The sequence below is a fragment of the Streptomyces sp. NPDC019531 genome, assembly GCF_044903305.1.
Lineage (GTDB): Bacteria > Actinomycetota > Actinomycetes > Streptomycetales > Streptomycetaceae > Streptomyces.
Window position 1 is genome coordinate 206,038 of record NZ_JBJDQL010000007.1, and the last position, 25,338, is coordinate 231,375.

34 protein-coding genes and 2 pseudogenes are annotated in these 25,338 nt (G+C 70.5%); 24 read left to right on the forward strand and 12 right to left on the reverse strand.

Features of this window, described 5'->3' with window-relative positions; all coding sequences use genetic code 11:
• Positions 1 to 147: 147 nt before the first annotated feature.
• The 5 genes from ACI2L1_RS11935 to bldG form a co-directional block, all read right to left on the reverse strand.
• Complete coding sequence (locus tag ACI2L1_RS11935; protein ID WP_404739182.1) at positions 148 to 1,674, reverse strand: methyltransferase; 1,527 nt, start codon at positions 1,672 to 1,674, stop codon at positions 148 to 150.
• Positions 1,675 to 1,928: 254 nt separating this feature from the next.
• Positions 1,929 to 2,534: a small secreted protein gene (locus ACI2L1_RS11940; RefSeq protein WP_404739183.1), complete on the reverse strand. Its 606-nt coding sequence runs from the start codon at positions 2,532 to 2,534 to the stop codon at positions 1,929 to 1,931.
• A gap of 208 nt (positions 2,535 to 2,742) precedes the next feature.
• Positions 2,743 to 5,151, reverse strand: coding sequence for a sodium-translocating pyrophosphatase (locus ACI2L1_RS11945; protein WP_404739184.1), 2,409 nt, complete (start codon positions 5,149 to 5,151; stop codon positions 2,743 to 2,745).
• 287 nt (positions 5,152 to 5,438) lie between these two features.
• Positions 5,439 to 5,876 (reverse strand): ATP-binding protein, encoded by a 438-nt coding sequence (locus ACI2L1_RS11950; protein ID WP_404739185.1) that lies wholly within the window; start codon positions 5,874 to 5,876, stop codon positions 5,439 to 5,441.
• 118 nt (positions 5,877 to 5,994) lie between these two features.
• Positions 5,995 to 6,336 carry an anti-sigma factor antagonist BldG gene (bldG, locus tag ACI2L1_RS11955; protein WP_404739186.1) on the reverse strand — a complete coding sequence of 114 codons (342 nt, stop codon included), beginning with the start codon at positions 6,334 to 6,336 and terminating at the stop codon, positions 5,995 to 5,997.
• Positions 6,337 to 6,416: 80 nt separating this feature from the next.
• Here bldG and ACI2L1_RS11960 point away from each other — a divergent pair, with 80 nt between their 5' ends.
• Positions 6,417 to 8,996, forward strand: a complete 2,580-nt coding sequence (locus tag ACI2L1_RS11960) for a DEAD/DEAH box helicase (RefSeq protein WP_404739187.1) — start codon at positions 6,417 to 6,419, stop codon at positions 8,994 to 8,996.
• A 40-nt stretch (positions 8,997 to 9,036) separates the two neighbouring features.
• Here the strand turns inward: ACI2L1_RS11960 and ACI2L1_RS11965 are convergent.
• The 6 genes and pseudogenes from ACI2L1_RS11965 to ACI2L1_RS11990 all read right to left on the reverse strand — a co-directional run.
• A pseudogene (locus ACI2L1_RS11965) lies at positions 9,037 to 9,528 on the reverse strand (Rv3654c family TadE-like protein); the annotation flags it as partial.
• Complete coding sequence (locus ACI2L1_RS11970; RefSeq protein WP_404739188.1) at positions 9,525 to 9,890, reverse strand: TadE family type IV pilus minor pilin; 366 nt, start codon at positions 9,888 to 9,890, stop codon at positions 9,525 to 9,527. The pseudogene ACI2L1_RS11965 and the gene ACI2L1_RS11970, both read right to left, overlap by 4 nt.
• Positions 9,877 to 10,098 (reverse strand): DUF4244 domain-containing protein, encoded by a 222-nt coding sequence (locus ACI2L1_RS11975; RefSeq protein WP_404739189.1) that lies wholly within the window; start codon positions 10,096 to 10,098, stop codon positions 9,877 to 9,879. Before ACI2L1_RS11975 ends, ACI2L1_RS11970 begins: the two co-directional genes overlap by 14 nt.
• 86 nt (positions 10,099 to 10,184) lie before the next feature.
• Positions 10,185 to 10,973 carry a type II secretion system F family protein gene (locus ACI2L1_RS11980; protein ID WP_404739190.1) on the reverse strand — a complete coding sequence of 263 codons (789 nt, stop codon included), beginning with the start codon at positions 10,971 to 10,973 and terminating at the stop codon, positions 10,185 to 10,187.
• Positions 10,970 to 11,962, reverse strand: a complete 993-nt coding sequence (locus tag ACI2L1_RS11985; protein WP_404739191.1) for a type II secretion system F family protein — start codon at positions 11,960 to 11,962, stop codon at positions 10,970 to 10,972. The genes ACI2L1_RS11980 and ACI2L1_RS11985 overlap by 4 nt, the downstream gene beginning before the upstream one ends.
• A 94-nt stretch (positions 11,963 to 12,056) precedes the next feature.
• A pseudogene (locus ACI2L1_RS11990) lies at positions 12,057 to 12,662 on the reverse strand (ATPase, T2SS/T4P/T4SS family); the annotation flags it as partial.
• Positions 12,663 to 12,765: 103 nt separating this feature from the next.
• Between ACI2L1_RS11990 and ACI2L1_RS11995 the strand changes: the two are divergent.
• Positions 12,766 to 14,226: a recombinase family protein gene (locus tag ACI2L1_RS11995; RefSeq protein ID WP_404739192.1), complete on the forward strand. Its 1,461-nt coding sequence runs from the start codon at positions 12,766 to 12,768 to the stop codon at positions 14,224 to 14,226.
• On the opposite strand, the gene ACI2L1_RS12000 is transcribed toward ACI2L1_RS11995, so the two are convergent.
• Complete coding sequence (locus tag ACI2L1_RS12000; protein WP_404739193.1) at positions 14,223 to 14,945, reverse strand: hypothetical protein; 723 nt, start codon at positions 14,943 to 14,945, stop codon at positions 14,223 to 14,225. The genes ACI2L1_RS11995 and ACI2L1_RS12000 overlap by 4 nt on opposite strands.
• 101 nt (positions 14,946 to 15,046) lie before the next feature.
• Between ACI2L1_RS12000 and ACI2L1_RS12005 the strand changes: the two genes are divergently transcribed.
• From ACI2L1_RS12005 to ACI2L1_RS12110, 22 genes are all read left to right on the forward strand, one after another.
• A complete protein-coding gene (locus ACI2L1_RS12005; protein WP_404739194.1) occupies positions 15,047 to 15,388 on the forward strand; it encodes a helix-turn-helix domain-containing protein in 342 nt (113 codons plus the stop codon).
• Between the two features lie 17 nt (positions 15,389 to 15,405).
• Positions 15,406 to 15,633, forward strand: coding sequence for a hypothetical protein (locus ACI2L1_RS12010; protein WP_404739195.1), 228 nt, complete (start codon positions 15,406 to 15,408; stop codon positions 15,631 to 15,633).
• Positions 15,630 to 15,824, forward strand: a complete 195-nt coding sequence (locus ACI2L1_RS12015) for a hypothetical protein (RefSeq protein ID WP_404739196.1) — start codon at positions 15,630 to 15,632, stop codon at positions 15,822 to 15,824. The genes ACI2L1_RS12010 and ACI2L1_RS12015 overlap by 4 nt, the downstream gene beginning before the upstream one ends.
• Entirely contained in the window at positions 15,821 to 16,051 is a 231-nt protein-coding gene (locus ACI2L1_RS12020) for a hypothetical protein (RefSeq protein ID WP_404739197.1), read from the forward strand. Before ACI2L1_RS12015 ends, ACI2L1_RS12020 begins: the two co-directional genes overlap by 4 nt.
• Positions 16,048 to 16,470: a hypothetical protein gene (locus ACI2L1_RS12025; RefSeq protein ID WP_404739198.1), complete on the forward strand. Its 423-nt coding sequence runs from the start codon at positions 16,048 to 16,050 to the stop codon at positions 16,468 to 16,470. The genes ACI2L1_RS12020 and ACI2L1_RS12025 overlap by 4 nt, the downstream gene beginning before the upstream one ends.
• On the forward strand, positions 16,467 to 16,805 hold the full coding sequence (locus tag ACI2L1_RS12030; RefSeq protein ID WP_404739199.1) for a hypothetical protein: 339 nt from the start codon (positions 16,467 to 16,469) through the stop codon (positions 16,803 to 16,805). Before ACI2L1_RS12025 ends, ACI2L1_RS12030 begins: the two co-directional genes overlap by 4 nt.
• Entirely contained in the window at positions 16,802 to 17,245 is a 444-nt protein-coding gene (locus ACI2L1_RS12035) for a hypothetical protein (RefSeq protein WP_404739200.1), read from the forward strand. Before ACI2L1_RS12030 ends, ACI2L1_RS12035 begins: the two co-directional genes overlap by 4 nt.
• Before the next feature lie 94 nt (positions 17,246 to 17,339).
• Positions 17,340 to 17,642 (forward strand): hypothetical protein, encoded by a 303-nt coding sequence (locus tag ACI2L1_RS12040; RefSeq protein ID WP_404739201.1) that lies wholly within the window; start codon positions 17,340 to 17,342, stop codon positions 17,640 to 17,642.
• Positions 17,639 to 20,209 carry a DUF3987 domain-containing protein gene (locus ACI2L1_RS12045; protein ID WP_404739202.1) on the forward strand — a complete coding sequence of 857 codons (2,571 nt, stop codon included), beginning with the start codon at positions 17,639 to 17,641 and terminating at the stop codon, positions 20,207 to 20,209. The genes ACI2L1_RS12040 and ACI2L1_RS12045 overlap by 4 nt, the downstream gene beginning before the upstream one ends.
• A gap of 5 nt (positions 20,210 to 20,214) precedes the next feature.
• The gene (locus ACI2L1_RS12050; RefSeq protein WP_404739203.1) at positions 20,215 to 20,469 is read left to right on the forward strand and encodes a hypothetical protein; all 255 of its coding nucleotides are present in this window, start codon (positions 20,215 to 20,217) and stop codon (positions 20,467 to 20,469) included.
• The gene (locus tag ACI2L1_RS12055) at positions 20,469 to 21,005 is read left to right on the forward strand and encodes a single-stranded DNA-binding protein (protein WP_404739204.1); all 537 of its coding nucleotides are present in this window, start codon (positions 20,469 to 20,471) and stop codon (positions 21,003 to 21,005) included. Before ACI2L1_RS12050 ends, ACI2L1_RS12055 begins: the two co-directional genes overlap by 1 nt.
• Before the next feature lie 9 nt (positions 21,006 to 21,014).
• Complete coding sequence (locus ACI2L1_RS12060; protein WP_404739205.1) at positions 21,015 to 21,275, forward strand: hypothetical protein; 261 nt, start codon at positions 21,015 to 21,017, stop codon at positions 21,273 to 21,275.
• Positions 21,272 to 21,421: a hypothetical protein gene (locus tag ACI2L1_RS12065; RefSeq protein WP_404739206.1), complete on the forward strand. Its 150-nt coding sequence runs from the start codon at positions 21,272 to 21,274 to the stop codon at positions 21,419 to 21,421. Before ACI2L1_RS12060 ends, ACI2L1_RS12065 begins: the two co-directional genes overlap by 4 nt.
• Positions 21,418 to 22,041 carry a hypothetical protein gene (locus ACI2L1_RS12070; RefSeq protein WP_404739207.1) on the forward strand — a complete coding sequence of 208 codons (624 nt, stop codon included), beginning with the start codon at positions 21,418 to 21,420 and terminating at the stop codon, positions 22,039 to 22,041. The genes ACI2L1_RS12065 and ACI2L1_RS12070 overlap by 4 nt, the downstream gene beginning before the upstream one ends.
• 41 nt (positions 22,042 to 22,082) lie before the next feature.
• The gene (locus ACI2L1_RS12075; protein ID WP_404739208.1) at positions 22,083 to 22,331 is read left to right on the forward strand and encodes a hypothetical protein; all 249 of its coding nucleotides are present in this window, start codon (positions 22,083 to 22,085) and stop codon (positions 22,329 to 22,331) included.
• A gap of 103 nt (positions 22,332 to 22,434) precedes the next feature.
• Positions 22,435 to 23,088 (forward strand): hypothetical protein, encoded by a 654-nt coding sequence (locus ACI2L1_RS12080; protein WP_404739209.1) that lies wholly within the window; start codon positions 22,435 to 22,437, stop codon positions 23,086 to 23,088.
• The gene (locus tag ACI2L1_RS12085; RefSeq protein WP_404739210.1) at positions 23,085 to 23,450 is read left to right on the forward strand and encodes a DUF6907 domain-containing protein; all 366 of its coding nucleotides are present in this window, start codon (positions 23,085 to 23,087) and stop codon (positions 23,448 to 23,450) included. The genes ACI2L1_RS12080 and ACI2L1_RS12085 overlap by 4 nt, the downstream gene beginning before the upstream one ends.
• A complete protein-coding gene (locus ACI2L1_RS12090; protein WP_404739211.1) occupies positions 23,447 to 24,268 on the forward strand; it encodes a helix-turn-helix domain-containing protein in 822 nt (273 codons plus the stop codon). Before ACI2L1_RS12085 ends, ACI2L1_RS12090 begins: the two co-directional genes overlap by 4 nt.
• A complete protein-coding gene (locus ACI2L1_RS12095; protein WP_404739212.1) occupies positions 24,265 to 24,438 on the forward strand; it encodes a hypothetical protein in 174 nt (57 codons plus the stop codon). The genes ACI2L1_RS12090 and ACI2L1_RS12095 overlap by 4 nt, the downstream gene beginning before the upstream one ends.
• Positions 24,435 to 24,758 (forward strand): hypothetical protein, encoded by a 324-nt coding sequence (locus tag ACI2L1_RS12100; RefSeq protein WP_404739213.1) that lies wholly within the window; start codon positions 24,435 to 24,437, stop codon positions 24,756 to 24,758. The genes ACI2L1_RS12095 and ACI2L1_RS12100 overlap by 4 nt, the downstream gene beginning before the upstream one ends.
• 13 nt (positions 24,759 to 24,771) lie before the next feature.
• On the forward strand, positions 24,772 to 24,972 hold the full coding sequence (locus ACI2L1_RS12105) for a hypothetical protein (RefSeq protein ID WP_404739214.1): 201 nt from the start codon (positions 24,772 to 24,774) through the stop codon (positions 24,970 to 24,972).
• A 117-nt stretch (positions 24,973 to 25,089) separates the two neighbouring features.
• Complete coding sequence (locus ACI2L1_RS12110) at positions 25,090 to 25,263, forward strand: DUF6257 family protein (protein ID WP_404739215.1); 174 nt, start codon at positions 25,090 to 25,092, stop codon at positions 25,261 to 25,263.
• Positions 25,264 to 25,338 lie beyond the last annotated feature (75 nt).

Consider the following 25,338-nt stretch of genomic DNA (forward strand, 5'->3'; position numbering starts at 1 on the left):
CCTCCCCCGAGAACGCGTCAGCTCTGTCTCTCGAAGGTAGCTTCGCACCTACCACTGACAGGAGGCCTTTTCGGGGCCAATCCCGCCAGACCGGGCGCAGAAGCCCCAGGGGTGCGGGGGCGCCTCAGCGGGCACGCCCCGCCGGATTCACGCCGGCTCCAGAAACCCCTGCTCCACCAGCAGCCGGATCTGCGCGGGCGTACGGTCGCGCAGCACGACCGGGTCCTCGCCCATGAGCTGGGCGATCGCGTCCAGGATGCGGCCCGCGCTCAGCGAGCCGTCGCACACGCCGGCGAAGCCCGCGCCGACCGTGTCCACCTGGGTGGCCCGGCGCATCCCGCGGTGCTGGCGCAGCACGACGTGCTCCGGGTCCTCCGCGCCGGGCAGCCCGACCTGTTCCTGGACGATCTCGGGCACGAGTTTGAAGTGGGCCTCCAGCAGGGCCGCGTCATCGTGGGCGCGCAGGTAGTCGAGGCGCTCGAAGTGCGCCTGGACCGCGTCGCCGAGCGGCTGCTCGACCGGGTGCGGCCACTCCTCCACGGTGATCGCGGGCACGGCGGAGCCCGTCCTGCGCAGGGTGATCCAGCCGAAGCCCACGGCCTTCACCTTGCGCGCCTCGAACTCGTCCAGCCAGGCGTCGTAGAGCGCCTGGTACTCGGCCTGGTCACCGCGGTGGTCGCCGGCGTCCCTGAGCCACAGCTCGGCGTACTGGGTGACGTCCTGCACCTCGCGCTGCACGATCCACGCGTCGCAGCCGCGCGGCACCCATGACCTGAGCCTGTCCTGCCAGTCCTCCCCCTCCACGTGCTGCCAGTTGGCGAGGAACTGCGCGAACCCGCCCTGGTTCAGCAGCTCCCCCGCCCCCTGAACGACCGAGCGGCACAGATCGTCCCCGCCCATCCCGCCGTCGCGGTACGTCAGCCGGGCGCCGGGCGAGATCACGAACGGCGGGTTCGACACGATCAGGTCGTACGTCTCCCCCTGCTTGAGCGGCTCGAACAGCGAGCCCTCCCGCAGATCGGCCGCGGGGGCGCCGGACAGCGCCAGCGTGAGCGCGGTGATGTGCAGCGCGCGCGGGTTGACATCGGTCGCGCACACGCGTGTGGCGTGCTGCGCGGCATGCAGGGCCTGGATTCCGGACCCGGTCCCGAGGTCGAGGGCCGACGACACGGCCGTACGGACCGTGATGGCCGCGAGGGTCGTGGAAGCACCACCGACTCCGAGGACGACGCCCTCCTCACGGCTTCCGATGCCCCCGGCTCCGCCGACAGCGCACCCCAGGTCCGACACGATGAACCAGTCCTCGCCGCCGGACCCGCCGTACGGCCGTACGTCCACCGTCGCGGCCACCTCATCGGTACCGACACGGATCAGCCAGCCGCTCTCCAGACACGCGTCCACGGGCAGGACGTCCGCCACGCGCGCATGGGGCACCGGTTGCTGGAGGAGGAACAGACGTACGAGCACCTCCAGCGGGGTGTCCCCGCGGGTCGCCCGGAGCGCGGGGACCGTCTCGCTGCGCGCGAGCGCCGCGTACGCGGGCGCACCGAGCAGTTCGAGCAGCCCGTCAGCGGTGAAGGAGGCCCCGAGCAGGGCCTCCCGCAACCGGGTGGTGACGTCGTGACGGCCAGAGGCGGGGGCGGCGGGCAGTGCCGGCAGACTCGAGGTACTCACGCCACCATTGTGGCCCGCACCCGCCCACGGCACGCCCCCTCTGAGAACTCAGGGGGCCACTCAGCCGCCGCAGGCGAGGGCCGACGCCGAGTCACGAGCGGCGAGCGGCTTCAGACCGACGAGGACGCTGATCCGAAGGTCATCGAGACCGACATACGCCAGACCCAGGTCGTCAACGCCGACAGGTGCGCCAAGCCTCACGCCGCCGAAGGCCACCGAGGCCCGCGCCGACCCGCCTCCTCGAACCCGGCCACTCAGCTGTCGGTCGCCGACGCCGACGCCGAGACCTGCTTGCAGCCCGACTGCTCGGCCAGCGCCTGCTTGGTGTCGCCGGACTCCAGCTTCTTCAGCGCGGCGAGGGCGGTCTGGCGCTGCGTCTCGACCTTCTTCATCTCGGCCGAGACGTCCTTGAGGCCGCTCGCGAACTTCGCCTGGTCCTTGGTGTCGAGCCCGTCCACCTGGGTCTTCATGTCGGCGTAGGCCGTCGAGAGGGCCGTGAGCTGCTTGACGGCGTCCTGGAGGTTCTTCTCGCCCTCCTCGGCACCGGGAGGCGCCCCGGCGTTCCGGATGACCGTGGCGCGCGCCTTGTAGCCGTCGGACAGGTCCTGGAAGGCCTGGGAGTCGGCCTTCTGGAGCTCCGCCGGAGTGCTCTCGGTGTCCTCGGCCGCCTTGGTGATCGCGTCGTAGGCCGCCGTGATCTTCTTGTTCTGGGCCGGCACCAGGTCGCAGACCTTCTTGGCCCAGGCGTCGAGTTCCTTGTTGTCCTCGCTGCCACCGCATCCCGTCAGTGCCAGTACCAGTACCGCACCGCCGGACAGTGCGGCCGCGAGCTTCTTGTTCACCGGATTGGTCCCTTCCATGGCCTCTCGGCCACCGGACGTTACACGGCACAGACACCACACCCACACACCGAATGACGCAGATGGCACCATTTGCAACTGTTTGCACCAAGCGAGAGAAGCCTCACGGCCGAGGGGCGCGCACGCACAAGGAGGGCGGGCGGCGCATGAACACGCGCCGCCCGCCCACCCCTTGAGCTGGGGCCTCACCGAACGGCCGTCGAGGGGCCTACGAAACCACCGCGGGATCCGCCGACTTGGCCACCTTCTCCTCGTTGTCTTCGTCACCCACGGCGATGCCACGCCGCTTGGAGACGTAGACCGCGCCGGCGATCACGAGGAACGCGAGGACGGCGATGAAGATCCGTACGCCGATGCTCTTGTCGTCGCCGTAACTGAACTTGATCACCGCCGGGGCGATCAGCAGCGCCACCAGGTTCATGACCTTCAGCAGCGGGTTGATCGCGGGGCCCGCGGTGTCCTTGAAGGGGTCGCCGACGGTGTCACCGATCACCGTGGCGGCATGGGCCTCGCTGCCCTTGCCACCGTGGTGACCGTCCTCGACGAGCTTCTTGGCGTTGTCCCAGGCACCGCCGGAGTTCGCCAGGAACACCGCCATCAGGGTGCCCGCGCCGATCGCGCCCGCGAGGAACGCGCCGAGCGCGCCGACCCCGAGGGTGAACCCGATGAAGATCGGCGCCAGCACGGCGAGCAGACCGGGCGTGGTGAGTTCGCGCAGGGCGTCCTTGGTGCAGATGTCGACGACCTTGCCGTATTCCGGCTCCTCGCTGTAGTCCATGATCCCGGGATGGTCGCGGAACTGCCGCCGCACCTCGTACACCACGGAACCCGCCGACCTCGACACCGCGTTGATCGCCAGCCCCGAGAAGAGGAAGACGACCGCCGCGCCGGCGATCAGGCCGACGAGGTTGTTGGGCTGCGAGATGTCCATCATCAGGCTCATCGGCGCGCCGTCCCCGCTGAGCTTCTCGCCGACGTCCTGCGCGCCGGTCGTGATCGCGTCGCGGTACGACCCGAAGAGCGCCGAGGCCGCGAGGACCGCGGTGGCGATGGCGATGCCCTTGGTGATGGCCTTGGTGGTGTTGCCGACGGCGTCCAGGTCGGTGAGCACCTGTGCGCCCGCGCCCTCGACGTCGCCGGACATCTCGGCGATGCCCTGCGCGTTGTCGGAGACCGGCCCGAAGGTGTCCATGGCGACGATCACACCGACCGTGGTGAGCAGACCGGTGCCGGCCAGCGCCACCGCGAACAGCGCCAGCATGATCGAGGTGCCGCCGAGCAGGAACGCCCCGTAGACGCCGAGGCCGATCAGCAGGGCGGTGTAGACGGCCGACTCGAGACCGATCGAGATACCCGCGAGGACGACGGTGGCGGGCCCTGTGAGCGAGCTCTTGCCGATGTCCTGGACCGGGCGCCGGTTGGTCTCGGTGAAGTAGCCGGTCAGCTGCTGGATGACGGCGGCGAGCAGGATGCCGATCGCCACCGCGACCAGGGCGAGGATCCGCGGATCGCCGTCCCTGCCGCTGATCGCCGTGTCGGTGACCCCGTCGAGGTCGGCGTACGTCCCCGGCAGGTAGACGAAGACGGCGATCGCCACCAGCACGAGCGAGATCACCGCGGAGATGAAGAACCCGCGGTTGATCGCGGACATGCCGCTGCGGTCGGACCGGCGCGGCGCGACCGCGAAGATGCCGATCATCGCGGTGATCACACCGATCGCCGGGACGAGCAGCGGGAAGGCGAGTCCGAAGTCGCCGAAGGCCGCCTTGCCCAGGATCAGCGCGGCGACCAGGGTCACGGCGTACGACTCGAAGAGGTCGGCCGCCATGCCCGCGCAGTCGCCCACGTTGTCGCCCACGTTGTCGGCGATGGTCGCGGCGTTGCGCGGGTCGTCCTCCGGGATGCCCTGCTCGACCTTGCCGACCAGGTCGGCGCCGACGTCGGCGGCCTTGGTGAAGATGCCGCCGCCGACCCTCATGAACATCGCGATGAGCGCCGCGCCGAGACCGAAACCCTCCAGGACCTTCGGCGCGTCGGCCGCGTACACCAGCACCACACAGGAGGCGCCCAGCAGACCGAGCCCCACCGTGAACATGCCGACCACGCCGCCCGTACGGAAAGCGATCTTCATGGCTTTGTGGGAGACGGCGGTGAGATCCTTTTCCGGCTCGCCTTCCGCCGGAGTGGCTTCTCGCGCCGCCGCGGCCACACGCACATTGCTGCGCACGGCGAGCCACATGCCGATATAGCCGGTGGCCGCCGAGAACGCGGCGCCGATCAAGAAGAACACGGATCGGCCTGCGCGCTGACTCCAGTCGTCCGCGGGCAGCAGCATGAGCAGGAAGAACACGACGACGGCGAATACGCCGAGCGTGCGCAACTGGCGTGCCAGATAGGCGTTCGCGCCTTCCTGGATGGCCTTCGCGATCTTTTTCATGCTGTCGGTGCCCTCGCCGGCCGCGAGCACCTGGCGTACCAGGACCCCCGCCACCACGAGCGCCGCCAGGGCGACGACCGCGATGACCGCGATCAGCACCCGGTTGTCGTCGGTGAGCACCGCGGCTGCGAGGGTTGTTGTGGGCTGGTCCAACTGATCAGGGGTAGAAAGCCCCGCCATTCGTCCTCCTTGACGCTTGGGCTGAGCTCAAGATGTGGACGGATTGTAGGTACCCAGTCCTGATCAAAACAGGGCGCGGGTAAACGGAATTCGCCTTTACAGAACCTGAAAGCAGTAATGCCCCGGGGGCATTCTCGACCGATATCTAGATCGTGAACCAATTCACGATATGCATCGCGCCAGACCACTGTAGGCACAGAAAGCCCACGCCGACATGCGGGAGGGCCCCACCGGCTGGTGGGGCCCTCCCGCATGTCGAACAGAAATCTGATTCAGGCGAGGCAGATTCAGGGGAGCACCGCGGCCGGCGGCGTGGTCGGCCAGGTCATACGGATCTGTCCGCCATGTTCCCCTGCGGTGACCTCGACGTCGTCGACGAGGCCGCTGATGACCGCGAGGCCCATCTCGTCCTCTTCGGTCTCCGCGTCGAAGTCCTCGCCCGCAGCGCCCGGAGCCCGGTCACCCGGGGCCGAACGCGGCGCCTCGTCGCCGACCTCGATGGAGAACTGCTTCTCCTCCTCGATCAACAGCACCTTGACCGGCGAGGTGATGCCGCCGCTCTGGTGCAGTCCGACGGCACGGGTACAGGCCTCGCCGACGGCGAGTCTGACCTCGTCGAGGACGGCCTCGTCCACCCCGGACCTGCGCGCCACCGCCGCCGCCACCAAACGGGCGGTCCTGACGTGCTCGGGCAGCGCGCTGAAACGGAGTTCAACGGTGGCCATGCGTCCCCCTCGGAACTACGGGCGTGCTGTCGGGGGACCGGGCCGCCGAAAGCCCGGACCCCCTCCTGGTACTTCTGCCGACGTCCTTCGCCGATCCGGGCACGGGCCCGGAAACGGGTCAGTCGGTCGCCGCCACCGCTTCGTCGACCGAGGTGTGGATCGGGAACACCTTGGTGAGACCGGTGATACGGAAGATCTTGAGAATGCGCTCCTGGTTGCAGACCAGGCGCAGCGAGCCCTCATGGGCACGCACACGCTTCAGGCCGCCGACCAGCACGCCGAGACCGGTGGAGTCGAGGAAGTCCACGCCCTCCATGTCGACGACAAGGTGGAAACTGCCGTCATTCACCAGCTCGACCAGCTGCTCGCGCAGCTTGGGCGCGGTATATACGTCGATTTCGCCACCGACCCTGACGATCGTGCGATCGCCGATGGTCTCGGTCGACAGGGACAGGTCCACGGATCCTCCAGCACCTTGCTATCGAGCGGTCGCCCCTCGGGACACCTCGGCAGAGCCCCCGGGACGGTTCGCCAGCCGCGATGGCATTCAATCACTTACCGGCAGGCGTGCACGACGCCTTGGTCCCATTGTCCGTCACGCCAGTGACACACTCGGTGCCGATGGCCAAGAATCTCCGATCCGATCGAGCCACGACGGACGCCGGTCCCCGCCCCACGCCGAGCACGGTCCTGGACCGGCTCGCCGCCGGGCCGAGCCGGGCTGCGCGCATCACTCATACGGAGCACTTGCCCCCGCGCGAGGGTCGCCATGCCGTCTGGCCCGACCGGATCCGCTCGGAGGTCGTCGCCGCCGTCCAGGCCTGCGGCATCGAGCATCCCTGGGCCCACCAGGCACGCGCGGCCGAACACGCCCTGGACGGCGAGTCGGTCGTCGTCGCCACCGGCACCGCCTCCGGCAAGTCCCTGGCGTACCTCGTGCCGGTCCTCTCCACCCTCCTGGAGGGCTCGGAGGCCCCGAACGGCCGCGGCGCCACCACGCTCTACCTGGCCCCCACGAAGGCCCTGGCAGCGGACCAGTGCCGCTCCGTGAAGGAACTTTCACAACCGCTTGCCAATTCCGTACGCCCCGCGGTCTACGACGGCGACACGCCGTTCGAGGAACGCGAGTGGATCCGCCAGTACGCCAACTACGTCCTCACCAACCCGGACATGCTGCACCGCGGGATACTCCCGTCCCACGCCCGCTGGTCCTCCTTCCTGAAGGCGCTCAAGTACGTCGTCATCGACGAGTGCCACACCTACCGGGGTGTCTTCGGCTCCCACGTGGCCCAGGTCCTGCGCCGCCTGCGCCGCCTCTGCGCCCGCTACGGCGCCTCCCCCGTCTTCCTGCTGGCCTCCGCCACCGCAGCCGAGCCCTCGGCGGCCGCCCGCCGCCTGACCGGCCTCCCGGTGGTCGAGGTCGCCGACGACGCCTCCCCGCGCGGCGAACTGGTCTTCGCGCTCTGGGAGCCCCCGCTCACCGAGATGCAGGGCGAGAAGGGCGCCCCCGTCCGTCGAACGGCCACCGCGGAGACGGCCGACCTCCTCACCGACCTCGCCGTGCAGGGCGTGCGCTCGGTGGCCTTCGTCCGCTCCCGGCGCGGCGCCGAGCTGATCTCCGTGATCGCCCAGGAGCGGCTGGCCGAGGTCGACCGCACCCTGGCCCGCCGTGTGGCGGCGTACCGCGGCGGCTACCTCCCCGAGGAGCGCCGAGCCCTGGAACAGGCCCTCCATTCCGGAGAGTTGCTCGGCCTCGCCGCCACGACCGCCCTGGAACTCGGCATCGACGTCTCCGGACTGGACGCCGTGCTGATCTCCGGCTACCCCGGCACGCGCGCGTCCCTGTGGCAGCAGGCGGGCCGGGCCGGCCGCGCGGGCCAGGGCGCCCTGGCCGTCCTGGTCGCCCGCGACGACCCCCTGGACACCTTTCTCGTCCACCATCCCGAGGCCCTCTTCGACCAACCCGTGGAGTCCACCGTCCTTGACCCGGACAACCCGTACGTCCTCGCTCCCCACCTGTGCGCGGCGGCGGCGGAACTGCCGCTGACGGACGAGGACATGGAGCTGTTCGGCCCTGCGACGGAGGATCTGCTGCCGCAGCTGGAGTCCGCGAAGCTCCTGCGCCGCCGCACCAAGGCCTGGCACTGGACCCGCCGGGAACGGGCCGCCGACCTCACCGACATCCGCGGCCAGGGCGGCACCCCGATCCAGATCGTCGAGTCCGGCACGGGCCGCCTCCTCGGCACGGTCGACGCGGGCGCCGCCCACACCACCGTCCACGAGGGCGCGGTCCACCTCCACCAGGGCCGTACGTACCTGGTCCGGTCGTTGGACCTGGAGGACTCGGTGGCACTGGTCGAGGAGGCGAGCCCGTCGTATTCGACGGTCGCCCGAGACACGACGTCCATCGCCGTCCTGGAGACCGACGTCGAAGTCCCCTGGGGCGAGGGCAGGTTGTGCTACGGCTCCGTCGAGGTCACCAACCAGGTGGTCTCCTTCCTCCGCAGACGTCTGATCACCGGTGAAGTGCTCGGCGAGACGAAACTCGACCTCCCTCCTCGTACGCTCCGCACGCGCGCGGTGTGGTGGACGGTCACCGAGGACCAGCTCGACGAGGCCCGGATCAACCCGGAGATCCTCGGCGGCACCCTGCATGCCGCCGAGCACGCCTCGATCGGCCTGCTGCCCCTCTTCGCGACCTGCGACCGCTGGGACATCGGCGGGGTGTCGATCCCGCTGCACCCCGACACACTGCTCCCCACGGTCTTCGTCTACGACGGTCACCCGGGCGGCGCGGGCTTCGCGGAGCGCGCCTTCCACACCGCCCACGCCTGGCTCACCGCCACCCGCCAGGCCATCGCCTCCTGCGAGTGCGACGCCGGCTGCCCGTCCTGCATCCAGTCCCCCAAGTGCGGCAACGGCAACGACCCACTGCACAAGAGGGGGGCCGTACGGCTGCTCACGGTGCTGTTGCGGGGGGCACCGGAGGAGGGTGCTCCTGGGGTGCCGGGGCTCTCCGAGGCACCGATGCCGGATCACCAGGGCGCGGCGCCCCCTCGGAGCCCGGTGGCAGCGGAGTCTCCGCCGGAACCGGCCCCGCAGGCCCCGCCCTTGCCCTGACCTCCGCCGTGAACGGCCCCGTTCCCGAGGCCGCCGTCACGTCCGAGATCTCACCGACCATCGCGCACCGCACGAGCCGCGCACCCTGGGCCCGCGCCACGCCCTCCGCCCGGGCGCAGGCCCCCACGGGACCGTCAGCCCAGTGGTCCGCCGCCGCAAGCGCCGCGAGATCCGCCCCACCAGCCGCACGATGCCGTACGACGACGGCCTGCCCGAGCGCGAGCACGCCCCCGAAGACCACGCACAGCACCGCGATGGCACCGACACTCCAGACAGTGGCGGAGCCACGGTCGGACCGAGCAGCGGCGACGTGCGCACCGGTGAAGCGGACAACGACCCGACGGACGTTGGCGAAGCACGCGGCGGCGCGGGACAGAGTGACGAGCCGAACGGCGGCGCGGCGCAAGGTGGCGAAGCAGGCGGCGGCAGGGCGCAGGGGGGCGAGCCGAACGGCGGCGCGGCGCAGAGTGGCGAGCCGAACGGTGTCGCCCCCTTGCTCCGACGCCCCGCCCTTCGCCGAACCGCCGCTCATCCCCCTCCCCCCATCGTCTCCTCCACCAATGCCACGGCCTCCTCCCGTACTTCGAAGGGCAGGCCGTCCAGTGCGGGTGGCCTCGCCACGACCACCACGCGGACCCGGTCGCCCTCCCGGGCGACCGTCACCTCCGCGTCGTGCGGTGCCGTGTCCCGGGCCGCCCTGACGACCGCGTCGGCGGGGTCCTGGCGGGCCGCCGCGCGGGCGCCCGTCCTGGCCGCGTCCACACACTGGATCTGCGCGGCCACCACGAGCAGCCCCCACACCAGCGCCATCGCGAACATCACCAGCACGGGCAGCACCATCGCCGACTCCGCCGTCACGAACCCCTGGTCCGCCGCCCGTTCACGCCTTCGCATCGAGCGCCCGCTTCACGATGGCCTGGAGCTCCGCGCTGACGGCCCCACTCGTCACCACCTTGTAGAGCACGACCGCGAACGCCACCGCAGCGACGATCCCCATCGCGTACTCGGAGGTGACCATCCCCGCGTCCTCACGCATCGACCGCGCCCTGCCCACCGCTCCGCACACCAGGCCACGCATCCGCGCCCATACCGTCTTGTACATCTCAACCCCCGTAAGGATCAGTCCCGTTGACTACCTGTGACTACCTGTCCGTACCGCTCGTCCGTCGGCTCACCGACCGCCGTCCGTCATCGCCCACCTCCTCCCAGCACTCCACCCGCGAGCCCGATCACGATCGGCAGTACGCCGACGGCGATGAACGCGGGCAGGAAACACAGCCCCACCGGTGCGGTGACCAGCACGGCGGCCCGCCTGGCCCGTTCCGTCGCGGCACGCCCCCAATCGGCGCGGGCGTCCGCCGCGAGCCCGGCGACCGGTCCGGCCGCCGGCAGTCCGGTCACATCGGCCCGTTCCAGCAGCCGCGCCAGTGCCCCGGCGCCCGGTGTCGAGGCGAGCCTGCGCCAGGCCTCGCCCGGTTCCCCGCCGAGCCGCACCTCCGCCGCCCCACGCGCGAGGCCCTCTCCCACGGGACCGCCCAACGCCTCGCCGACCGCATGCGCCGCGATCACGGGACCGGCACCATCCGCGATACAGGCGGCCAGCAGATCGGCGGCGAGCGGCAGTTGCCGGGCCGCCTCGCGTGCGTCGGCCTCCTGGGCGCCCACCCCGGCCATCTGTCGAAGCCGCCACCGCCACAGCCCCGCCGCGACGACCAGCCCGACCACGACACCGGTGACTCCGCCGACCAGAACCCACCCGGCGCAGCCCACGCCGACCACGGGCAGCCACCGCCGCACGAGCTCCCGCTTCTCGTCCCACGGGCGCCCGGCCGTGGCCTCCGCAGCGGCCAGTAACTCACCCAAGCGCCGCCGTAGCCTCCGCTCGCGCCGCGTCGCCGCGACCGATCGGGCGAGCCAGGCGACAGCCAACGCCGCCCCCACGACCACCCCCAGGCTGTGGACAACTTCCGCGTTCACGCCGCCTCAGCTCCCCGTACGATCCGCATCGCCCACCACATCCCGACGCCCTCCAGCACTCCGCCGACCAGCAGACACCCCAGTCCGGAACCGGTGTGCAGGAGGACGCGCAGGGGGTCGGCGCCGAGGGCGGCACCCAGGCCCAGCCCCAGGGCCGGCAGCGCGGCGAGCATCCACGCCGTGGACCGCGCTCCCGCCAACTGAGCGCGCAGATCGGCCCGTTGGTCCCGCTCGGCCCGCAACGCCCCTTCGAGCCGATCGAGTCCGGCCGCGAGCCCCGCGCCCTGGTCCACCGCCACCCGCCAGCACGCGGCGAGCCCCGAAAGACCTTCGGCTCCCGGCCGCCGCGCCGCCACCGCAAGCGCCCCGGGAACATCCCCGCCGAACCGAGCCGCCGCCAGCACAGCCGCCTGCGCCTCCCCGAACCCGCCGGACACCGGCAAGACCTCCGCCCCCAGCCTCGGGAAGGCGTGCCGGCCGACCCCGGGGGCTCCCGAACCGGAGGCGCCGGACCCGAGCCCACCCGAGCCCCCTCCACCGACCCCCGCCCCCTCGAAGTCCCGCACAGCCAGCACCAGCGCCTCTCCCGGCTGCCGTCCCGCCCGCACCTCCCCGGCGACCGACGCGCACAGCGCGATCACCGCGTCCGCCCGACGCCCGCGCACCCGCCGCGCCTCCCGGGCCAGCCGCACCCGTCGCAGCAACGGCACCCCGGCCGCCCCCGCGACGACCGGCAGCACCGAAGCCCCCAGTACGGCGAGCACCAGTCCGGCGACTGCCGCCCACCACTCGAACCCGAGCCGTCCGCGGACCCGCAGCACCTCCGCCACGAGCCGCCGCCACAGCGGAGGCCCGGCCCCCATCACCCCGACGCCCGCCAGCAGCGCCTGCGCCCGGCGTGCCCCGGCACGCTGCCCGCCCACCAGCCACAGGGCCACCCCGAGGCACCCCACAGCCACGCCCATCGCCCCCACCGACGCCTCACTCATCCCGATCCCCCATTCCGACCACCAAGTCCCTTCCGGCATCCGAGCCGTCCGCCGTCATCCCCGTCGCCGCCTCCGTCGCCCCGTCGCTCCGAAGTCACCCCGCCTCCCCCACGAGCCCCCGCAACGCACCCTCAGAACCGCTCAGCAGCCCCCGCAGCCGCTCCCACCCCCGCTCGTACGCGAACGCCTCCGCACCCCACCGCAACGCCGGCACCGTCCGCACCAGGCCCGAGGAGTCCCGCTCCAGCACCCGCACCTCGGCGATCCGCCGCCGCCCGGCCCGGTCGCGCACGAGATGCAGTACGACCGACAGCGCGGCCGCCAACTGGCTGTGCAGAGCGGCCCGGTCGAGCCCGGCAGCCGTTCCCAGCGCCTCAAGGCGGGCCGGTACATCGGCCGCCGCGTTCGCGTGCACGGTCCCGCAGCCGCCTTCGTGGCCCGTGTTCAACGCGGCCAGCAGATGCACCACTTCGGGCCCCCGCACCTCACCCACGACCAGCCGGTCCGGCCGCATCCGCAGCGCCTGCCGCACCAGGTCCTCCAACGTGACGAGCCCGGCGCCCTCCTGGTTGGCGGGTCTGGTCTCCAGCCGTACGACGTGCGGATGGTCCGGCCTGAGCTCCGCCGAGTCCTCCGCGAGCACGATCCGCTCGCCCGGCCCGACGAGCCCCAGCAACGCGCTCAACAACGTGGTCTTCCCGAACCTGGGACAGTGACACCGCTAGCCTGCGATGCTGATGGGCATGAGCCCAAGTCTCCGCAGCGCAGTCGACGTTGCAGCAGGTACAGCCCGGACGCGCGCGGTGATCTATTGCCGCATCTCTCAGGACAGGACGGGCGCCGGCCTCGGCGTCGACCGGCAGCGCGAGGACTGCGAGGCCCTCGCAGAACGTAACGGCTGGGACGTCGTCGAGGTGTACGTCGACAACGACGTGTCCGCGTTCTCCGGGAAACTCCGCAAGGACTACCGGCGCATGCTCGCCGACCTCGACGAGGGCAAGGCCACCGTCGTCATCGTCTGGCACACCGACCGGCTCACCCGCTCCATCGTCGAGCTGGAGGAGTACATCGAGCTGTCCGACCGGCGTGGGATCTCCACGCACACCGTGCAGGCCGGAACGATCGACCTCGCCACGCCGTCCGGCCGGATGACCGCGCGCATCCTCGGCGCCGTCGCCCGCCAGGAGTCCGAGCACAAGGGGCACCGCGTCGCCCGGGCCCGGCAGCAGAAGGCCATGGCCGGCGAGTGGGCGGGCGGCATCCGGCCGTTCGGCTGGGGTGTGCCCACGGGCGAGGTGCGCACGAAGGTCGACCGGAAGACCGGCGAGGAGGTCGAGGTCCCCGAGCTGGACATGCTGAAGGCGGTGCCCGAGGAGGCCGAGGCACTGCGGACGTGGACGGACATGATGCTGTCGGGCGGGTCGATCCGGTCGCTGGTGCAGTGGTGCGCCGCTAAGGGCATGACCACGACGCGCGGGAACGCGGTCACGCACACCGACATGCGGGACATGCTGATGCGTCCCAGGAACGCCGGGATCGCCGTCTACAAGGGCCAGGAGGTCGGCCGGGGGAAGTGGGAGGCGATCGTCGACGAGGCGAAGTTCAGGGCCGTCGTGGCGATCCTGTCGGACCCGTCACGCCGGACGAGCCGCGGCACGCAGCCGAAGTGGCTGGGCTCGATGCTCTACCGGTGCGGCCGCGGGGACTGCCCGGAGTTCGTGTACGTCACCCAGTCCGGCGGCCGCCGGTTCCCCAGCTACCGGTGCCGGAGTGCACACGGCGGCGGCCGCCGTGCGGAGATCGTCGACCAGTACGTCGAGGACACCCTCGTGGAACGGCTGTCACGCGATGACGCCCACGAGTTGCTGTTGCCCACCCCGGACGATGTGGACGTGGCCGCGCTCCAGGCGGAGACCGAGGAGATCCGCGGCCGGATGCGGAATCTGGCCGGCATGTACGGGGCCGGGCAGATCGACGAGGTGCAGTTCGCGGAGGGCACGGACACGGCTCGTGGGCAGATGGAGGGGATCACGCAGCAGCTGGCGCGTGCGGCTTTGGTGGATCCGCTGGTGGAGCTGGTGGGTGCGAAGGATCCGCGGAAGGTGTGGCGGGCGCTGCCGTTGGACCGGAAGCGGACGGTGCTGCGGTCGCTGGTCGAGGTGACGCTGAAGACGCCGCGCCAGGGGCGGATGCCGGATGGCGGGTACTTCGACTACGACGCAGTCCACTTCGAGTGGAAGCGACGCACAAGCGCCTCTCGTTAAAAGGGCGGATCCTCTGCCGCAAAACTCTCTTCGGATACAGGCGTATCCAAAGCGTCAGCCATAAGACGGAGCAGCCTCGGCGCAGGAATTTTCTCTTGCAGGGTGACGAAGTCCACGATTGTTTTCCAGTCATCGAGGGAGACTGGTGGCCCTTCTCCAGTCTCGTTGAGGGATCTCCATGTGTCGTAGTCGTCTCGCTCAGTCTCGTGATCCCAGGCCACTTCCGCATACGGCTGCCAGACGATTCCCTTGGGCGAAAGGAGCCTGTTCACGGTGTCGATCACGGCTGCCGGATAGCGCAGTGGGATGACCGAGTAGAGCAGATCACTCATGTCCAGAAGCGGTTCACTCTGGTGGCCGTCCGCTTCACCGGGGCGCGCGAGGAAGTAGTGGAAGTTTTCCGGCCTCGTCCCCTTCTTGTCATCCGGCTCGATCGGCAGAAGAAAGTAAACGACGGGGTACTCGAAGACGCGGGCAAAAGTGATCAGTTCGTTCGCGTCAAAAATCCGGGGACGACTCGTGGCCACCGCCCGCTCTGACGCGCTCAGGGTAGCCGCCGTCCACTTCTTTCCGCTTGCAGCCTCCAAGCGACGGGCTGCCTCCTCCTGGGTCCACCCCCTACTGCGGCGAGCTTTCCCCAGGTTATGAGAGACGACCTGGTTGATGGTCAGCGCGTACTCCTGCGAGGCGCCCGTGGGGGGCTTCTGCGACTTAGGCATGCCTTGACTGTAGACCATGAGTCAACACCATCGAAGGATTCATGCACACAGATGTTGAGTCACGCTTGCATCTGAGGCAACAGCACGCCTACTCTCCACCCATGCGCACTGATTCAACACCGATGCGCAGTCCTTCCCCGCTACGTGCTGTTCGCACGGCCCGGGGCCTCGGACTGCGAACGGTCGCTGCTCGCGCGGGAATCGACCCCGGACACCTCTCAAAGGTCGAACGCGGCGAGAAGCAGCTCTCTCTGGAATCCCTGTACCGCCTCGCCACGGTGCTTGACCTGCGCGAGCTCGCGGGATTCCTGAGGCCGTACATCCCGGACCGGGACGTCGCGGCCGCTCCCGTGTACCAGCCGGGAGCGTCCGCCGGAAACGACGAAGCGGCCGGGTACCAGCCGGCCGCCTCTGTCGAGCAAGCCCACGAACCCACGCAATGAGAACGGGAACAGCTCTGATGAACCATGACACGGCAACGACGCCGTTGACCAGCCAGCCCCTCAGTCCTGCCGACCAGATGGTCGACCGCATCCGCATCGCGAGCCTCGACAACCTCATCGCCGCGCTGCCCGAGGTCGTCGACGAGGCCATGCAGAAGGTCATCCCCCACTGGTACACGCCCGAGCTGGCCGCTTCCCTGGCCGAGGGCATCGCCGCCCAGCTGCGCGCGGGGGTGACGGCATGACGGACACCGTCCAGCAGGCGATCAACGAAGTCGAGACGCTCCGCACGACCATCCGCAGCCGCAAGTCCTCCTCGGCCGCCTTCGAGAAGTTCTGCGACGACGTCATCGTCTTCGCCGTCGCCTCCGGCTCCCCGAAGACCGCCGTCGAGATGGCCATCGCGGGCATCGAGCAGACGGGAGCGGCGGCATGACCACCCAGATCACGCACGCGGACCCCGAGGCCCTGGCAACCGCCCGCGGACTTGCCTTCGAGGAGTGGAACATCGCCCTCCTCGGCGAGGAGTACCGCGACAAGTTCGCTGCCATCTACCTTGAGACGGACGACAGGAAGGCCATCGTCGTCCCCTCCGGCCAGGACCCCGCCGAGCGGCTCCATGCCGTCCGTCAGCTCCTCGCCCACCCGGCGGTGACGGCATGACGACCCTCACCACCAAGGCCGGGTTCAACGCCTTCCGTGACCGCATGTGCGAATACTTCGCCACGCTGCCCGAGCCTTCCCAGAAGAAGCCCCTCCACATCGAACAGGCCGACCTCGGACCGGACGCCTTCTTCACCCACCGCCTCGACGACGACGGGCACCACATCGTCTACGACCCCCGGCAGACCAGCGGGCTCATGGTGCGCCAGTTCCTCGGGATCTACGCCGACTTCAGCGAGCACCCGATCCTCGAAGCCGTCCGGGAGAAGTACTACGACGCGGAGGACGACAACGTCCGCGCCATGTGGGGGCAGATCCACTACGAGATCGACCGCGCTCAGGACCCGCAGGGGGTCATGGACCAGATCGTGGGCCTGATCTCCCGGAAGTGTGCGGAGAAGACCGGGGTGTCCGCGTGAGCGCGGCGACCGCCACCGTGACGGCCGGGGGTGCGCAGCTCGTGGGCGCCCCCGGCCGCCCGGCCCGCCCCGAGGAATCCGGGCAGGGGGAACACGTCGCGGAATCCGTGCTGTCCTTGACCTCAGGCGCGGGGCCTGAACTGTCCACGGAGGGCAAGTTGGTCTCTCGACGTCCCCCGGCCCGGCCTGTCCGCTTCGACGACCCGGCACGGAACGCCGCCTACTGGGCGCGCATCGACGCGATCGTCGACTCCGCCCCGCCGCTGACCGACGAGCAGCGAGCCGTGATCAGGACCGCGTTCCACCAGCCCGAGGCACGGAGGGCAGCAGCATGACCGAACACCGCCCTGGCCAGTGGCCCGCCGGCCTCGGCCCCGTTCCCCTCGCGGCCGTCGCTGAAGGTGGGGAGCAGCCGCCGCAGGGGCCGCCCCCTGCCGAGGTGCCCGTACCGGAGGTGCGGCTCGTCGCCGTTGTCGACCTCACCGGTCGGTACGACACCAGTACCGAGGTGTTGGACGACCTGCACCAACAGACGAAGCGGTCCACTGACTGCCACACCGCGATCGTCCGGCTCGGCGAACCTGCACTGCAAAGAGCCTCCAGCTTCCTCGGCCACGCGATCGCGTCGACGTTCTTCCTCGCGGCACGGCAGATCGAGGTGCACGTCCCGACCGGCACCCGGTGGGCGTTCGTGGCGAGCGAGGCGCAGCGACACCTTCGCCACTTCGCAGCGGATCACCAGCAGACCATCGCCCGTCTCCGAAATCCCGGCTGATCCCGGGAGCGCTCGGCCCCGGGCCATCCCAGGCCCGGGGCCGCTCGCGCACTCACGAACACCACTGGCCCCGCTCGTAGAAGAGAGCACGTTCGTGAACAGCAGCACCAGCGTCCTCCCGCTCCTCGGGGAGGACGCCGAGCAGGACGAGGCGGAGATCCAGCCGCCACCGTCCCGCATGGGCATGGCCGCCGCCGCGGCCCGCCTCGTCGCATACCGCGACACGCAGCACGAAGACGGCGAGCCGCGCGCACTGCTCGTCGTCGACTGTCCGTTCTGCGACAACCAGCACGTCCACCCCGCCGGCCTGGCTTCGGCATCCCGCGTCTGCCCGCGCAGATCACGGTGCGTCGGGCGCCCGACCGGCACGTACTACTTCCCGGTGGTGACACGGTGACCAACGAGACGGAGCCGATCGCCGACCCGTCCACCCCGGTGGCCGGTGGCGTGTGGCTCGCAGAGCGCCAGTTCGCCGCGTTCCCCGTCGACCACCCAGAGTTGATCCAGTGCTCCGGGATCGGTCGCGGCCACGACCCGGCGACTTGCGACCAACGGGGCAAGCACCCATCCGTGCCGTTCACCCGCGAGCACACAATCGACCCCGAGAAGATCCGTCGCCTCCTCGCCGAGCGCCCTCAGAATGTCGGCGTCGCCGTCGGCGCCTGCCGCGGGCCGGAGGGCGAGCAGCTACTCGTCGTGGACAGCGACCGGCCCGGGGCGATCGAGGACGTCGCCAAGGCCCTGGGCGAGACGTGGCCCGCCACGATGCGGGTGCGCACCGCCAAGGGCTACCACGATTACCTCTGGGCCCCGGCCGGGCTGAAGCTCGGCAACGGGCTCGGCGTGCTGAAGGGCAAGTTCGACGGCGACGTCCGCGCCGGGAACGCCTACGTCATCGGGCCCGGGTCGCTCCACCAATCCGGCGTCATCTACACGCTGGAGGATGCCGAGCAGCCGCCGGAGCAGGCGCCCGAGTGGCTGCTCATCGCCCTCACCTCACGGCCCGCGGCCCCCGCCGGGCCGGTCACCGGGATCACGATCCCCATGGACCGGCTCGACGCCTACACCCGCAAGGTCGTGCAGGAAGAGTGCGACGCGATCACCGGCGCGCCGGACGGCGACCAGAACAACACGATCAACGCGGCCGCGTTCAACATCGGCACGCTGGTCGGAGCCGGGGCGCTGAGCGAGGGCGAGGCGCGCGAGCACCTGCTCGCCGCGGCCCGGGGCGGGAACCACCCCGAGGGCCGCGCGCTCCCGACGATCGAGTCCGGACTGCGCGCTGGCATGACTCAGCCACGGCACCCGTGGCCCCCGACCGGGCGCGACCACATGCCACCACGGGGGCTACCAGGGCACAGCGCGAACGGGACTTCTGTCATTTCTGTCAGGCAGTCCCTAGGGGTAGAGGACGGCTGGGAGGAGCCTCTCTCCATCGACCGACCCACCCTGGCCGCGTTCCCCGTCGAGCTGCTGGGGCCGAACCTGGCGGCTGTGGTCAAAGCCGTCACTGCGCAGGTGCAAGTCGCCCCGGACATCCCAGCGATGATCGCCCTACCAGCTATCTCCGTGGCCGTCGGCGGGCGCGTGCAGGTCCGCATCCGCCCCGGCTGGTCCGAGGCCCTCTCGCTGTGGACAGCCACTGTCGCCGGAGCCGGTGAGCGCAAGAGCGCCGCCGAGGCCCCGTTCAGCGACACGCTCCGCGGCCTCGAACGGGAGCTGCAGGCGAACGCGATCCCCGAGATCGAAGACGCCGAGCAGGAGTTGAAGATTGCGCAAGCCCGCCTCGACGACGCCGAGAAGGCAGCCATCAAGGCCAAGCCGGACCTGCGGGCGCTCCGCATGGATGAGGCCAAGCTCGCCAAGAAGGAGCTGCGGGAAATGGGCCCCGTGCCCGCGGTGCCCCGGCTCCTGTTCGGCGACATCACCCCGGCCGCCATGCCGGTCAAGGCGGCGCAGCAGGCCGGGCGGATGGGCGTCATCCACTCCGAGGGCACTCTCATCAAGCAGATGGGCGGCCTCTACAACAGCGGTGCCTCGGACACCGGTTTCGCCCTCGATGCCTACGACGGCAAGGCCATGCCCGTCGACCGCGTCGGCCGGGACTCCATCGAGATGGAGAGCGCCCACCTGACCATCGGCCTGCTCGTCCAGCCCATCATCCTGGAGCAGCTCGGCCGCAAGAAGGACGACGAGATGCTGCACAACGGGTTCGTGCAGCGTTTCCTGTACGGCTTCCCGGCATCCCGCCTCGGCCACCAGGACCCGCGCGGCTCCGTCCCCATCCCGGCTGAGGTGATGGATGACCTGCGGTATCGGCTCGGCCGCCTCGTCCACGGCCTGTGGAAGAACTCCATGGTCCGCGCGGTGACCTTCACCGACGAGGCCAGCGAGGTGATGTACCTCTTCCAGGAGCAGATGCAAGAGCGGCTGCGCCGGGGCGGGGACCTACACCCGATGGCTTCGTGGGCAAGCAAGCTGCCCGGCAAGCTCGCCCGGATCGCCGCGCTCATCACCCTCTACGACGACCCGGACGCTACCCGGGTGGAGGCGGCGCAGCTCAAGGCAGCGCTCGCCATGGCCCCGTACTTCGTGACGCACGCCCGGCTGTGCCTCGATCTGATGGGTGCCAACCGGGACGCCAAGCTCATGCCGGCCCGGGACGTACTGGAGTGGCTGCGCCGCCGCAAGGGCGACAAACAACGGGAGCCCTTCACCGTCCGGGACGCGCAGCGTGGCGTGGACGGCAACTCGTGGGGGCCGGAGGGCGTGACGTCCGAGACCGTGCAGGACGCCATCCATGTGCTGGTCGACAAGGGCTGGGTTGCACCTCTGCCCGCGCCCGAGCGGCCGGAAGGGCAGCGCGGCCGGGCACCGAGCCCTCGGTTCGCTCCCCATCCCCTCGTCTGGGATTCCACATGGAAGAAGAAAGAAGTATCAGAAACACGCCTAAGGAGTGCCTGACAGAAATGACAGAAAGCCGAGTCATTCCCGCCTCCCCTGGCTGGTACGTCGAGGAGACAGACGAGGACGGCGAGGTCAGCCTCGATCCCGTCATCGCCTGGAAGGTCGCCACCGACAAGGACGGCGACGACATCCTCCTGCCCTTCGTCGACAACTCCCCCGGCTTCCCGCCGTTCGCGCACACCGAGGAGTCGTTCGAGGCGCTCAACCGCCACTTCGTCTACCGGCCCAACCACGACCCCGAGAAGGAGACCAACTGATGTCCGGAGAGACCGTCATCACCGTCGTCGGCAACCTGGTCGACGACCCCGAGCTGAGGTTCACCCCGGCCGGCGCTGCCGTCGCCAAGTTCCGCATCGCCTCCACCCCTCGCGTGTTTGACAAGCAGACGAACGAGTGGAAGGACGGCGACGCCCTGTTCCTCACCTGCTCGGTGTGGCGACAGGCCGCCGAGAACGTCGCCGAGTCCCTTGCCCGCGGCGTCCGCGTCATCGTCCAGGGCCGGCTGAAGCAGCGGTCCTACGAGGACCGCGAGGGTGTGAAACGCACCGTGTACGAGCTCGACGTCGACGAGGTCGGCCCGAGCCTCGCCCGCGCTACCGCCAAGGTGACGAAGAACCCGGCGGCCAGCGGCCAGCGACAGGCAGGTGTAACAGCCGGCCAGGGAAATGTGACACCTGATCCATGGGCAACAGGCCAGCCCGCGAACGGCCAGCAGCAGAGCGGCGGCTGGGGCGGCAACCAGCAGCAGCCCGCCGCGCAGGGTGCCGGCTACTCCGACGAGCCCCCTTTCTAGGAGATCGACGTGACCCCGAACGAGATCCAGATGCTGTGCGTCGGCGTAAGCCTCGGCGCGCAGCTCATGGCGGGCCTGCACGCCTTCTGGAACTGGCGCGACGCCCGCCGCGACACCGCGAAGGCTCGAAGCCAGTGGCGGATCACCAACGCCGACCGCTTCCACAACAGCCTCCGCACCTACCAGGCGCAGCAGTTGACCGCCATCGACTCGGGCACCCGCCCGCCATGGACGCTGAAGAACGACGCCGCATCCTCGGCGACGACGTGATCGCCGCAATCCGCAAGAGGGTGAAGGAAGCCCCCGAGCCGAGCGACGAACTGGTTGAGAAGCTGCGCCGGATCATGACGAACCCCGCGGGCGAGATCCCCAAGAAGCCGACCCCACCAGACGACGAAACCACGGAGGATCCGTGACAGCATCCTGCGGCCTGTGCGAGCGGGACCTGGAACACGGCTACCTGTGCCAGCGCGACACCGTCGCCCTCGCCGGGCGCCTCGCCCAACTCCCCGCCTTGGCCAGCGAGCTGGCCATGTTTCTCGTGCCCGCCCGCTCCGGGTTCGGTGAGCTGGTCACAGCGCACACGGCTGGACCCCGGTCACCGATCAACGAGGCCGTGTTCGACGAACTCCACGGCAACCGTGCGGGCGACGTCGTGCACTCGTGGCGAGTGGACGTGCAGCGGGAGCGATGGCCGCAGCACTCGTCCCCGCCCCCGGCCGGACTGCCCGCGGACTGCCGGTGGCTGGCGATGGAGCTGGAGTGGATCGCCGCCACCTATCCGGCGGCTGGCGACCTGGCGCGCGAGGTGCGCGAGGTGGAGGCCGAGCTCCGGTCCCTCGTCGGGGATCCGGTGCCGCGCCGTCAGCGGCTCGGCGTGTGCGTGGCGGTGACGGACGATCAGGGCACGGTGTGCGGGGCGGTGCTGTCCCGGCTGCCGGGTGAGCCGGTGCGGTGCCGGTGGTGCGGGACGGCGTACCGCACCGAGCAGGATCTTCTGCTGCTTCAGCACTACCAACCGCGGGAGTCGGCGTGACCTCCTTGCATCCAACACCGGTATTGGATACCGTGCTGGGGATGGAACCGATGTCCTGGCGGGACCGGGTTCTCGGGGAAGAGACGCTGTTGGAGCAGCTGAACGGACTCGTATCTGATGCCGCCACCCGGCGAGCCGCAGCCCTACGCGAAGGCGTAGCGGAACTCGGCACGGTCGCCGACGTCGCCCGAGAACTCGGGCGCAGCTGGCAGGCCGTCGACCAGGCGCTCAAGCGAGACGAGCGCAAACGCAAGAAGGCGTCCAAACCGGACACCTCCACAACCGAATAGACAGCGAGGGCCGGACGACAGCTCTCCCCGGTGTTGGAGCACCGAGGAGGCGCGCGCGCCGCCCGACCCTCTACCGAACATCCTGACTACACCAGGAGTCGGCATGACCGATCATGTCGCGGGCCCGAACACGCCCGCAAGTTCCCGCCTGGCCGAGCTGCACCAGCTCTGCGACCAGGACTTCACCAAGGGCCAGGCCGAGCAAGCCTCCGCCCAGCCCTTCCCGCCTTACACCCCCTTCGCCACCGCCTTCGCGATCCCCCCGGCCCCCGAGCCCAGCGACCTCGCCGTCGCCATCCGGGTCGCCCGCAAGATGCTCGCCGCCTACGGCGACAGCAGCGCCGACGGCTTCGACTACCCCGCCGCGTACGGAGCCGTCTCCGAGGCGTTGCGCATCCTGGTCCGCGCGGTCGACGGCGAGAAGGGGTGCACGCTGACGGGTACCCCTGGCGGAGACCAGCAGCGTTGCCCGGCCGCCCACCCCGAGGACCCGGACCCGTGCGTGGGCCTGGTCGTTGTCACCGTCCTCGACCGCGAGAACGCCGGCGCCGACGGCTGCGAGCACCACGCCGCCCGGATGCTCGCGTCCCTCGACGGCGCCCGCGTCTACGCCCTGCCCGACGCCCCCGACGGCGCGGCCATCCGCGCCTTCAAGGCCGCTGACAGCCTCCGCCCGTTCCCGTGGGTCGACGGCCCGCGCACCCGCCCCGAGCAGCTGTCCCGCGCCGAGACCCGCGAGCGGGGTGAAGGCCAGTGAGCACCGAGCCCCGCACCGCCACCGTCAACGTGTTCGTCACCAAGCCCCTGGAGATCGACGAACCCGACTGGTGCGCCGGCCACCCCAGCCCGCTCGCCCAGTACAAGGTCGACATCACCCACTACGGGCCCGAGCACGTCATCGAGGCCAACGGCTTCCAGACGCTCCGCGCGATCCTCTCCTCGTCACCGTTCTCCCAGCACCAGCCCGGGCCCGTCCTCTACGTCGAGGGCGGCGACCTCACCGGCTCGTACACCCCCGACGAGGTCGAGCAGCTTGCCGACGCGCTCGTCCAGACGGCGGAGCAGCTGCGCGCCCTCGGCCGCCAGCTCGCCGACATCCTCGCCGGAGGCAGCCAGTGATCCGCCTCCCCAAGTTCCTGGCCCGCTGGTTCCGGCGCCCCGCCCCGGCCACCAGTCGCCCGGCCGCCCCGCTGTGGGTGCGCGGCCTCACCGCCGGCGGACGCCCCGTCGTCCTCGGCGTCGCCCTCCTCATGTGCGCGCCCGGCGAATACCACCTCGCCGAGAATGCCGGATGGAACGACCCCTTCACCTACGGCATGCCGGTCGTCCTGTCCGCCTACGCGGGCATCGCGGCCGCCGTCGCCTCCACCCGCCGCCCCGGCGACCGAGGACGGTGGTCCGCCATCATCGGCGCCTGCCTCGCCCTCACCCTGGCCATGGCCGCGCAGGTCGTCTCCCACCTCATCACCACCGGGCACGTCATCGCCGACCAGCCCGTCCTGATCGCCGTCACCTCGCTGGTCCCGCCCGCCGTCGTCGGACACCTCCTGCACCTCGCCGCCAGCCCGCCGGACGCGCACCAGGACGCACAGAACACCGAGGACACCACAGAGTCCGCTCCCGTCCCGGGCGTCCCAGCACCCGCAATTGCAGACACCGACGCGCCCACCGTGACCCTCGAACGGGAGGAGAAGCAGGACGCCCACGGGACGCCTGAACTCCCACCCGGGACGGACCAGGACACCGAGGACGCGCCCCCGCCCGAGCCGCCCCTGATGACGTCCAACGACGTCGCCGACCACTACGGGATCAAGCCGTCCACCGTCCGCAACTGGGTGGCCCTCGGACGCATCCCCGTCCACTGCAAGGACGCGTCCGGACGCAACCTCTTCCACCCCGACGAGCTGCCCAAGTTCCAGGTGGGGGTGCCGGTATGAAGGCGATCCTCTTCGGCGCCCTGCTCGGCGTGCTCCTGCTGTGGCCGGCCGCCCTCGACGCCACCGCGGCGACCATCAGCGCGTGCGCGCAGCCCGCCGTCGTCGCGTTCGTCCTCGGCGTCCTGACGCGTCCCGCCCTCACCGGCCGCATGCGGAGGTGGAGGCCGTGAGCGACGCACTGGAGAAGGCCGAAGCCGCCGCGAAGGAGGCCGCCGTCGACACGGCCGCCGTGCAGCTGGCGTTCGCGGCGATGGAGCTGGCCAAGCTGGCACAGCCACAGCCCACCGCCCAGCCGCACACCTGCCAGCACCAGCACCGGCCCGGCCGCAGCACCGGCGAGTGGATCGGCATCAGCTGCGCCGTCTGCATCGGCAGCATCGGGATCGCGTTCGCCTCCATCGCCATCGCCATCGCCATCGGCGGGATCTCCGTCGCGATCCTGGCCCTCGTCCTGCGCTCCATGTGGCGCGACTTCCACAAAACCCGCTGACCAGGAGGAATTCATGAACCGAGCACAGCACCTGAAGCTGGCCAACGCGGCCGTAACCCGGGCCGAACGACTCGCTGGTGACGCTGAGAAGTACGCCACCAACCCCGACTACCCGCACAAGGTCGCCCCGCTCGCCGCGGCCGCCACCCTGTGGGCGGACATCGCCCGCACCCACACCGCCATCGCCGCCGCCCTGCCCCAGATGGAGGTCTGACCCATGGCCGAGACAAACCCGGAGACCGGCAGCGAGGTCGAGATCGAGGACGACGGCGACTTCACCGTCACCTTCTCCATGACCCTGCCCGACGACGACACCAAGGAGGCCTGAACTATGGCCAAGGACCTCAAGTTCAGCGACTTCACCACCGGCGAGAAGATCCGCGTCGCCGCCCTCGTCGCCCGCATGGCCAAGCGTGGCGCGGCCGGGCCCAACGTCGACCTGAGCGACCTGCAGCGCAAGGTCGTGCGCATCGAGAAGCAGGCGGAGCGCCGCAAGAAGAAGTAGCTACGCCCCGGGGACGGCGTCCTACCGCCAAGCAGCCCGCCGTCCCCGGGCCCCGGACCGCCCAACAGAACGACC

What these genes read in the sequence shown, in the direction of transcription:
- ACI2L1_RS11940 (WP_404739183.1), bottom strand. Translation starts at nt 2,534, where the DNA reads ATGGAAGGGACCAATCCGGTGAACAAGAAGCTCGCGGCCGCACTGTCC.
- ACI2L1_RS11945 (WP_404739184.1), bottom strand. Translation starts at nt 5,151, where the DNA reads ATGGCGGGGCTTTCTACCCCTGATCAGTTGGACCAGCCCACAACAACC.
- ACI2L1_RS11950 (WP_404739185.1), bottom strand. Translation starts at nt 5,876, where the DNA reads ATGGCCACCGTTGAACTCCGTTTCAGCGCGCTGCCCGAGCACGTCAGG.
- ACI2L1_RS11960 (WP_404739187.1), top strand. Translation starts at nt 6,417, where the DNA reads ATGGCATTCAATCACTTACCGGCAGGCGTGCACGACGCCTTGGTCCCA.
- ACI2L1_RS11970 (WP_404739188.1), bottom strand. Translation starts at nt 9,890, where the DNA reads ATGCGAAGGCGTGAACGGGCGGCGGACCAGGGGTTCGTGACGGCGGAG.
- ACI2L1_RS11975 (WP_404739189.1), bottom strand. Translation starts at nt 10,098, where the DNA reads ATGTACAAGACGGTATGGGCGCGGATGCGTGGCCTGGTGTGCGGAGCG.
- ACI2L1_RS11985 (WP_404739191.1), bottom strand. Translation starts at nt 11,962, where the DNA reads ATGAGTGAGGCGTCGGTGGGGGCGATGGGCGTGGCTGTGGGGTGCCTC.
- ACI2L1_RS12000 (WP_404739193.1), bottom strand. Translation starts at nt 14,945, where the DNA reads ATGCCTAAGTCGCAGAAGCCCCCCACGGGCGCCTCGCAGGAGTACGCG.
- ACI2L1_RS12005 (WP_404739194.1), top strand. Translation starts at nt 15,047, where the DNA reads ATGCGCACTGATTCAACACCGATGCGCAGTCCTTCCCCGCTACGTGCT.
- ACI2L1_RS12010 (WP_404739195.1), top strand. Translation starts at nt 15,406, where the DNA reads ATGAACCATGACACGGCAACGACGCCGTTGACCAGCCAGCCCCTCAGT.
- ACI2L1_RS12015 (WP_404739196.1), top strand. Translation starts at nt 15,630, where the DNA reads ATGACGGACACCGTCCAGCAGGCGATCAACGAAGTCGAGACGCTCCGC.
- ACI2L1_RS12020 (WP_404739197.1), top strand. Translation starts at nt 15,821, where the DNA reads ATGACCACCCAGATCACGCACGCGGACCCCGAGGCCCTGGCAACCGCC.
- ACI2L1_RS12025 (WP_404739198.1), top strand. Translation starts at nt 16,048, where the DNA reads ATGACGACCCTCACCACCAAGGCCGGGTTCAACGCCTTCCGTGACCGC.
- ACI2L1_RS12035 (WP_404739200.1), top strand. Translation starts at nt 16,802, where the DNA reads ATGACCGAACACCGCCCTGGCCAGTGGCCCGCCGGCCTCGGCCCCGTT.
- ACI2L1_RS12050 (WP_404739203.1), top strand. Translation starts at nt 20,215, where the DNA reads ATGACAGAAAGCCGAGTCATTCCCGCCTCCCCTGGCTGGTACGTCGAG.
- ACI2L1_RS12055 (WP_404739204.1), top strand. Translation starts at nt 20,469, where the DNA reads ATGTCCGGAGAGACCGTCATCACCGTCGTCGGCAACCTGGTCGACGAC.
- ACI2L1_RS12075 (WP_404739208.1), top strand. Translation starts at nt 22,083, where the DNA reads ATGGAACCGATGTCCTGGCGGGACCGGGTTCTCGGGGAAGAGACGCTG.
- ACI2L1_RS12080 (WP_404739209.1), top strand. Translation starts at nt 22,435, where the DNA reads ATGACCGATCATGTCGCGGGCCCGAACACGCCCGCAAGTTCCCGCCTG.
- ACI2L1_RS12095 (WP_404739212.1), top strand. Translation starts at nt 24,265, where the DNA reads ATGAAGGCGATCCTCTTCGGCGCCCTGCTCGGCGTGCTCCTGCTGTGG.
- ACI2L1_RS12105 (WP_404739214.1), top strand. Translation starts at nt 24,772, where the DNA reads ATGAACCGAGCACAGCACCTGAAGCTGGCCAACGCGGCCGTAACCCGG.
- ACI2L1_RS12110 (WP_404739215.1), top strand. Translation starts at nt 25,090, where the DNA reads ATGGCCAAGGACCTCAAGTTCAGCGACTTCACCACCGGCGAGAAGATC.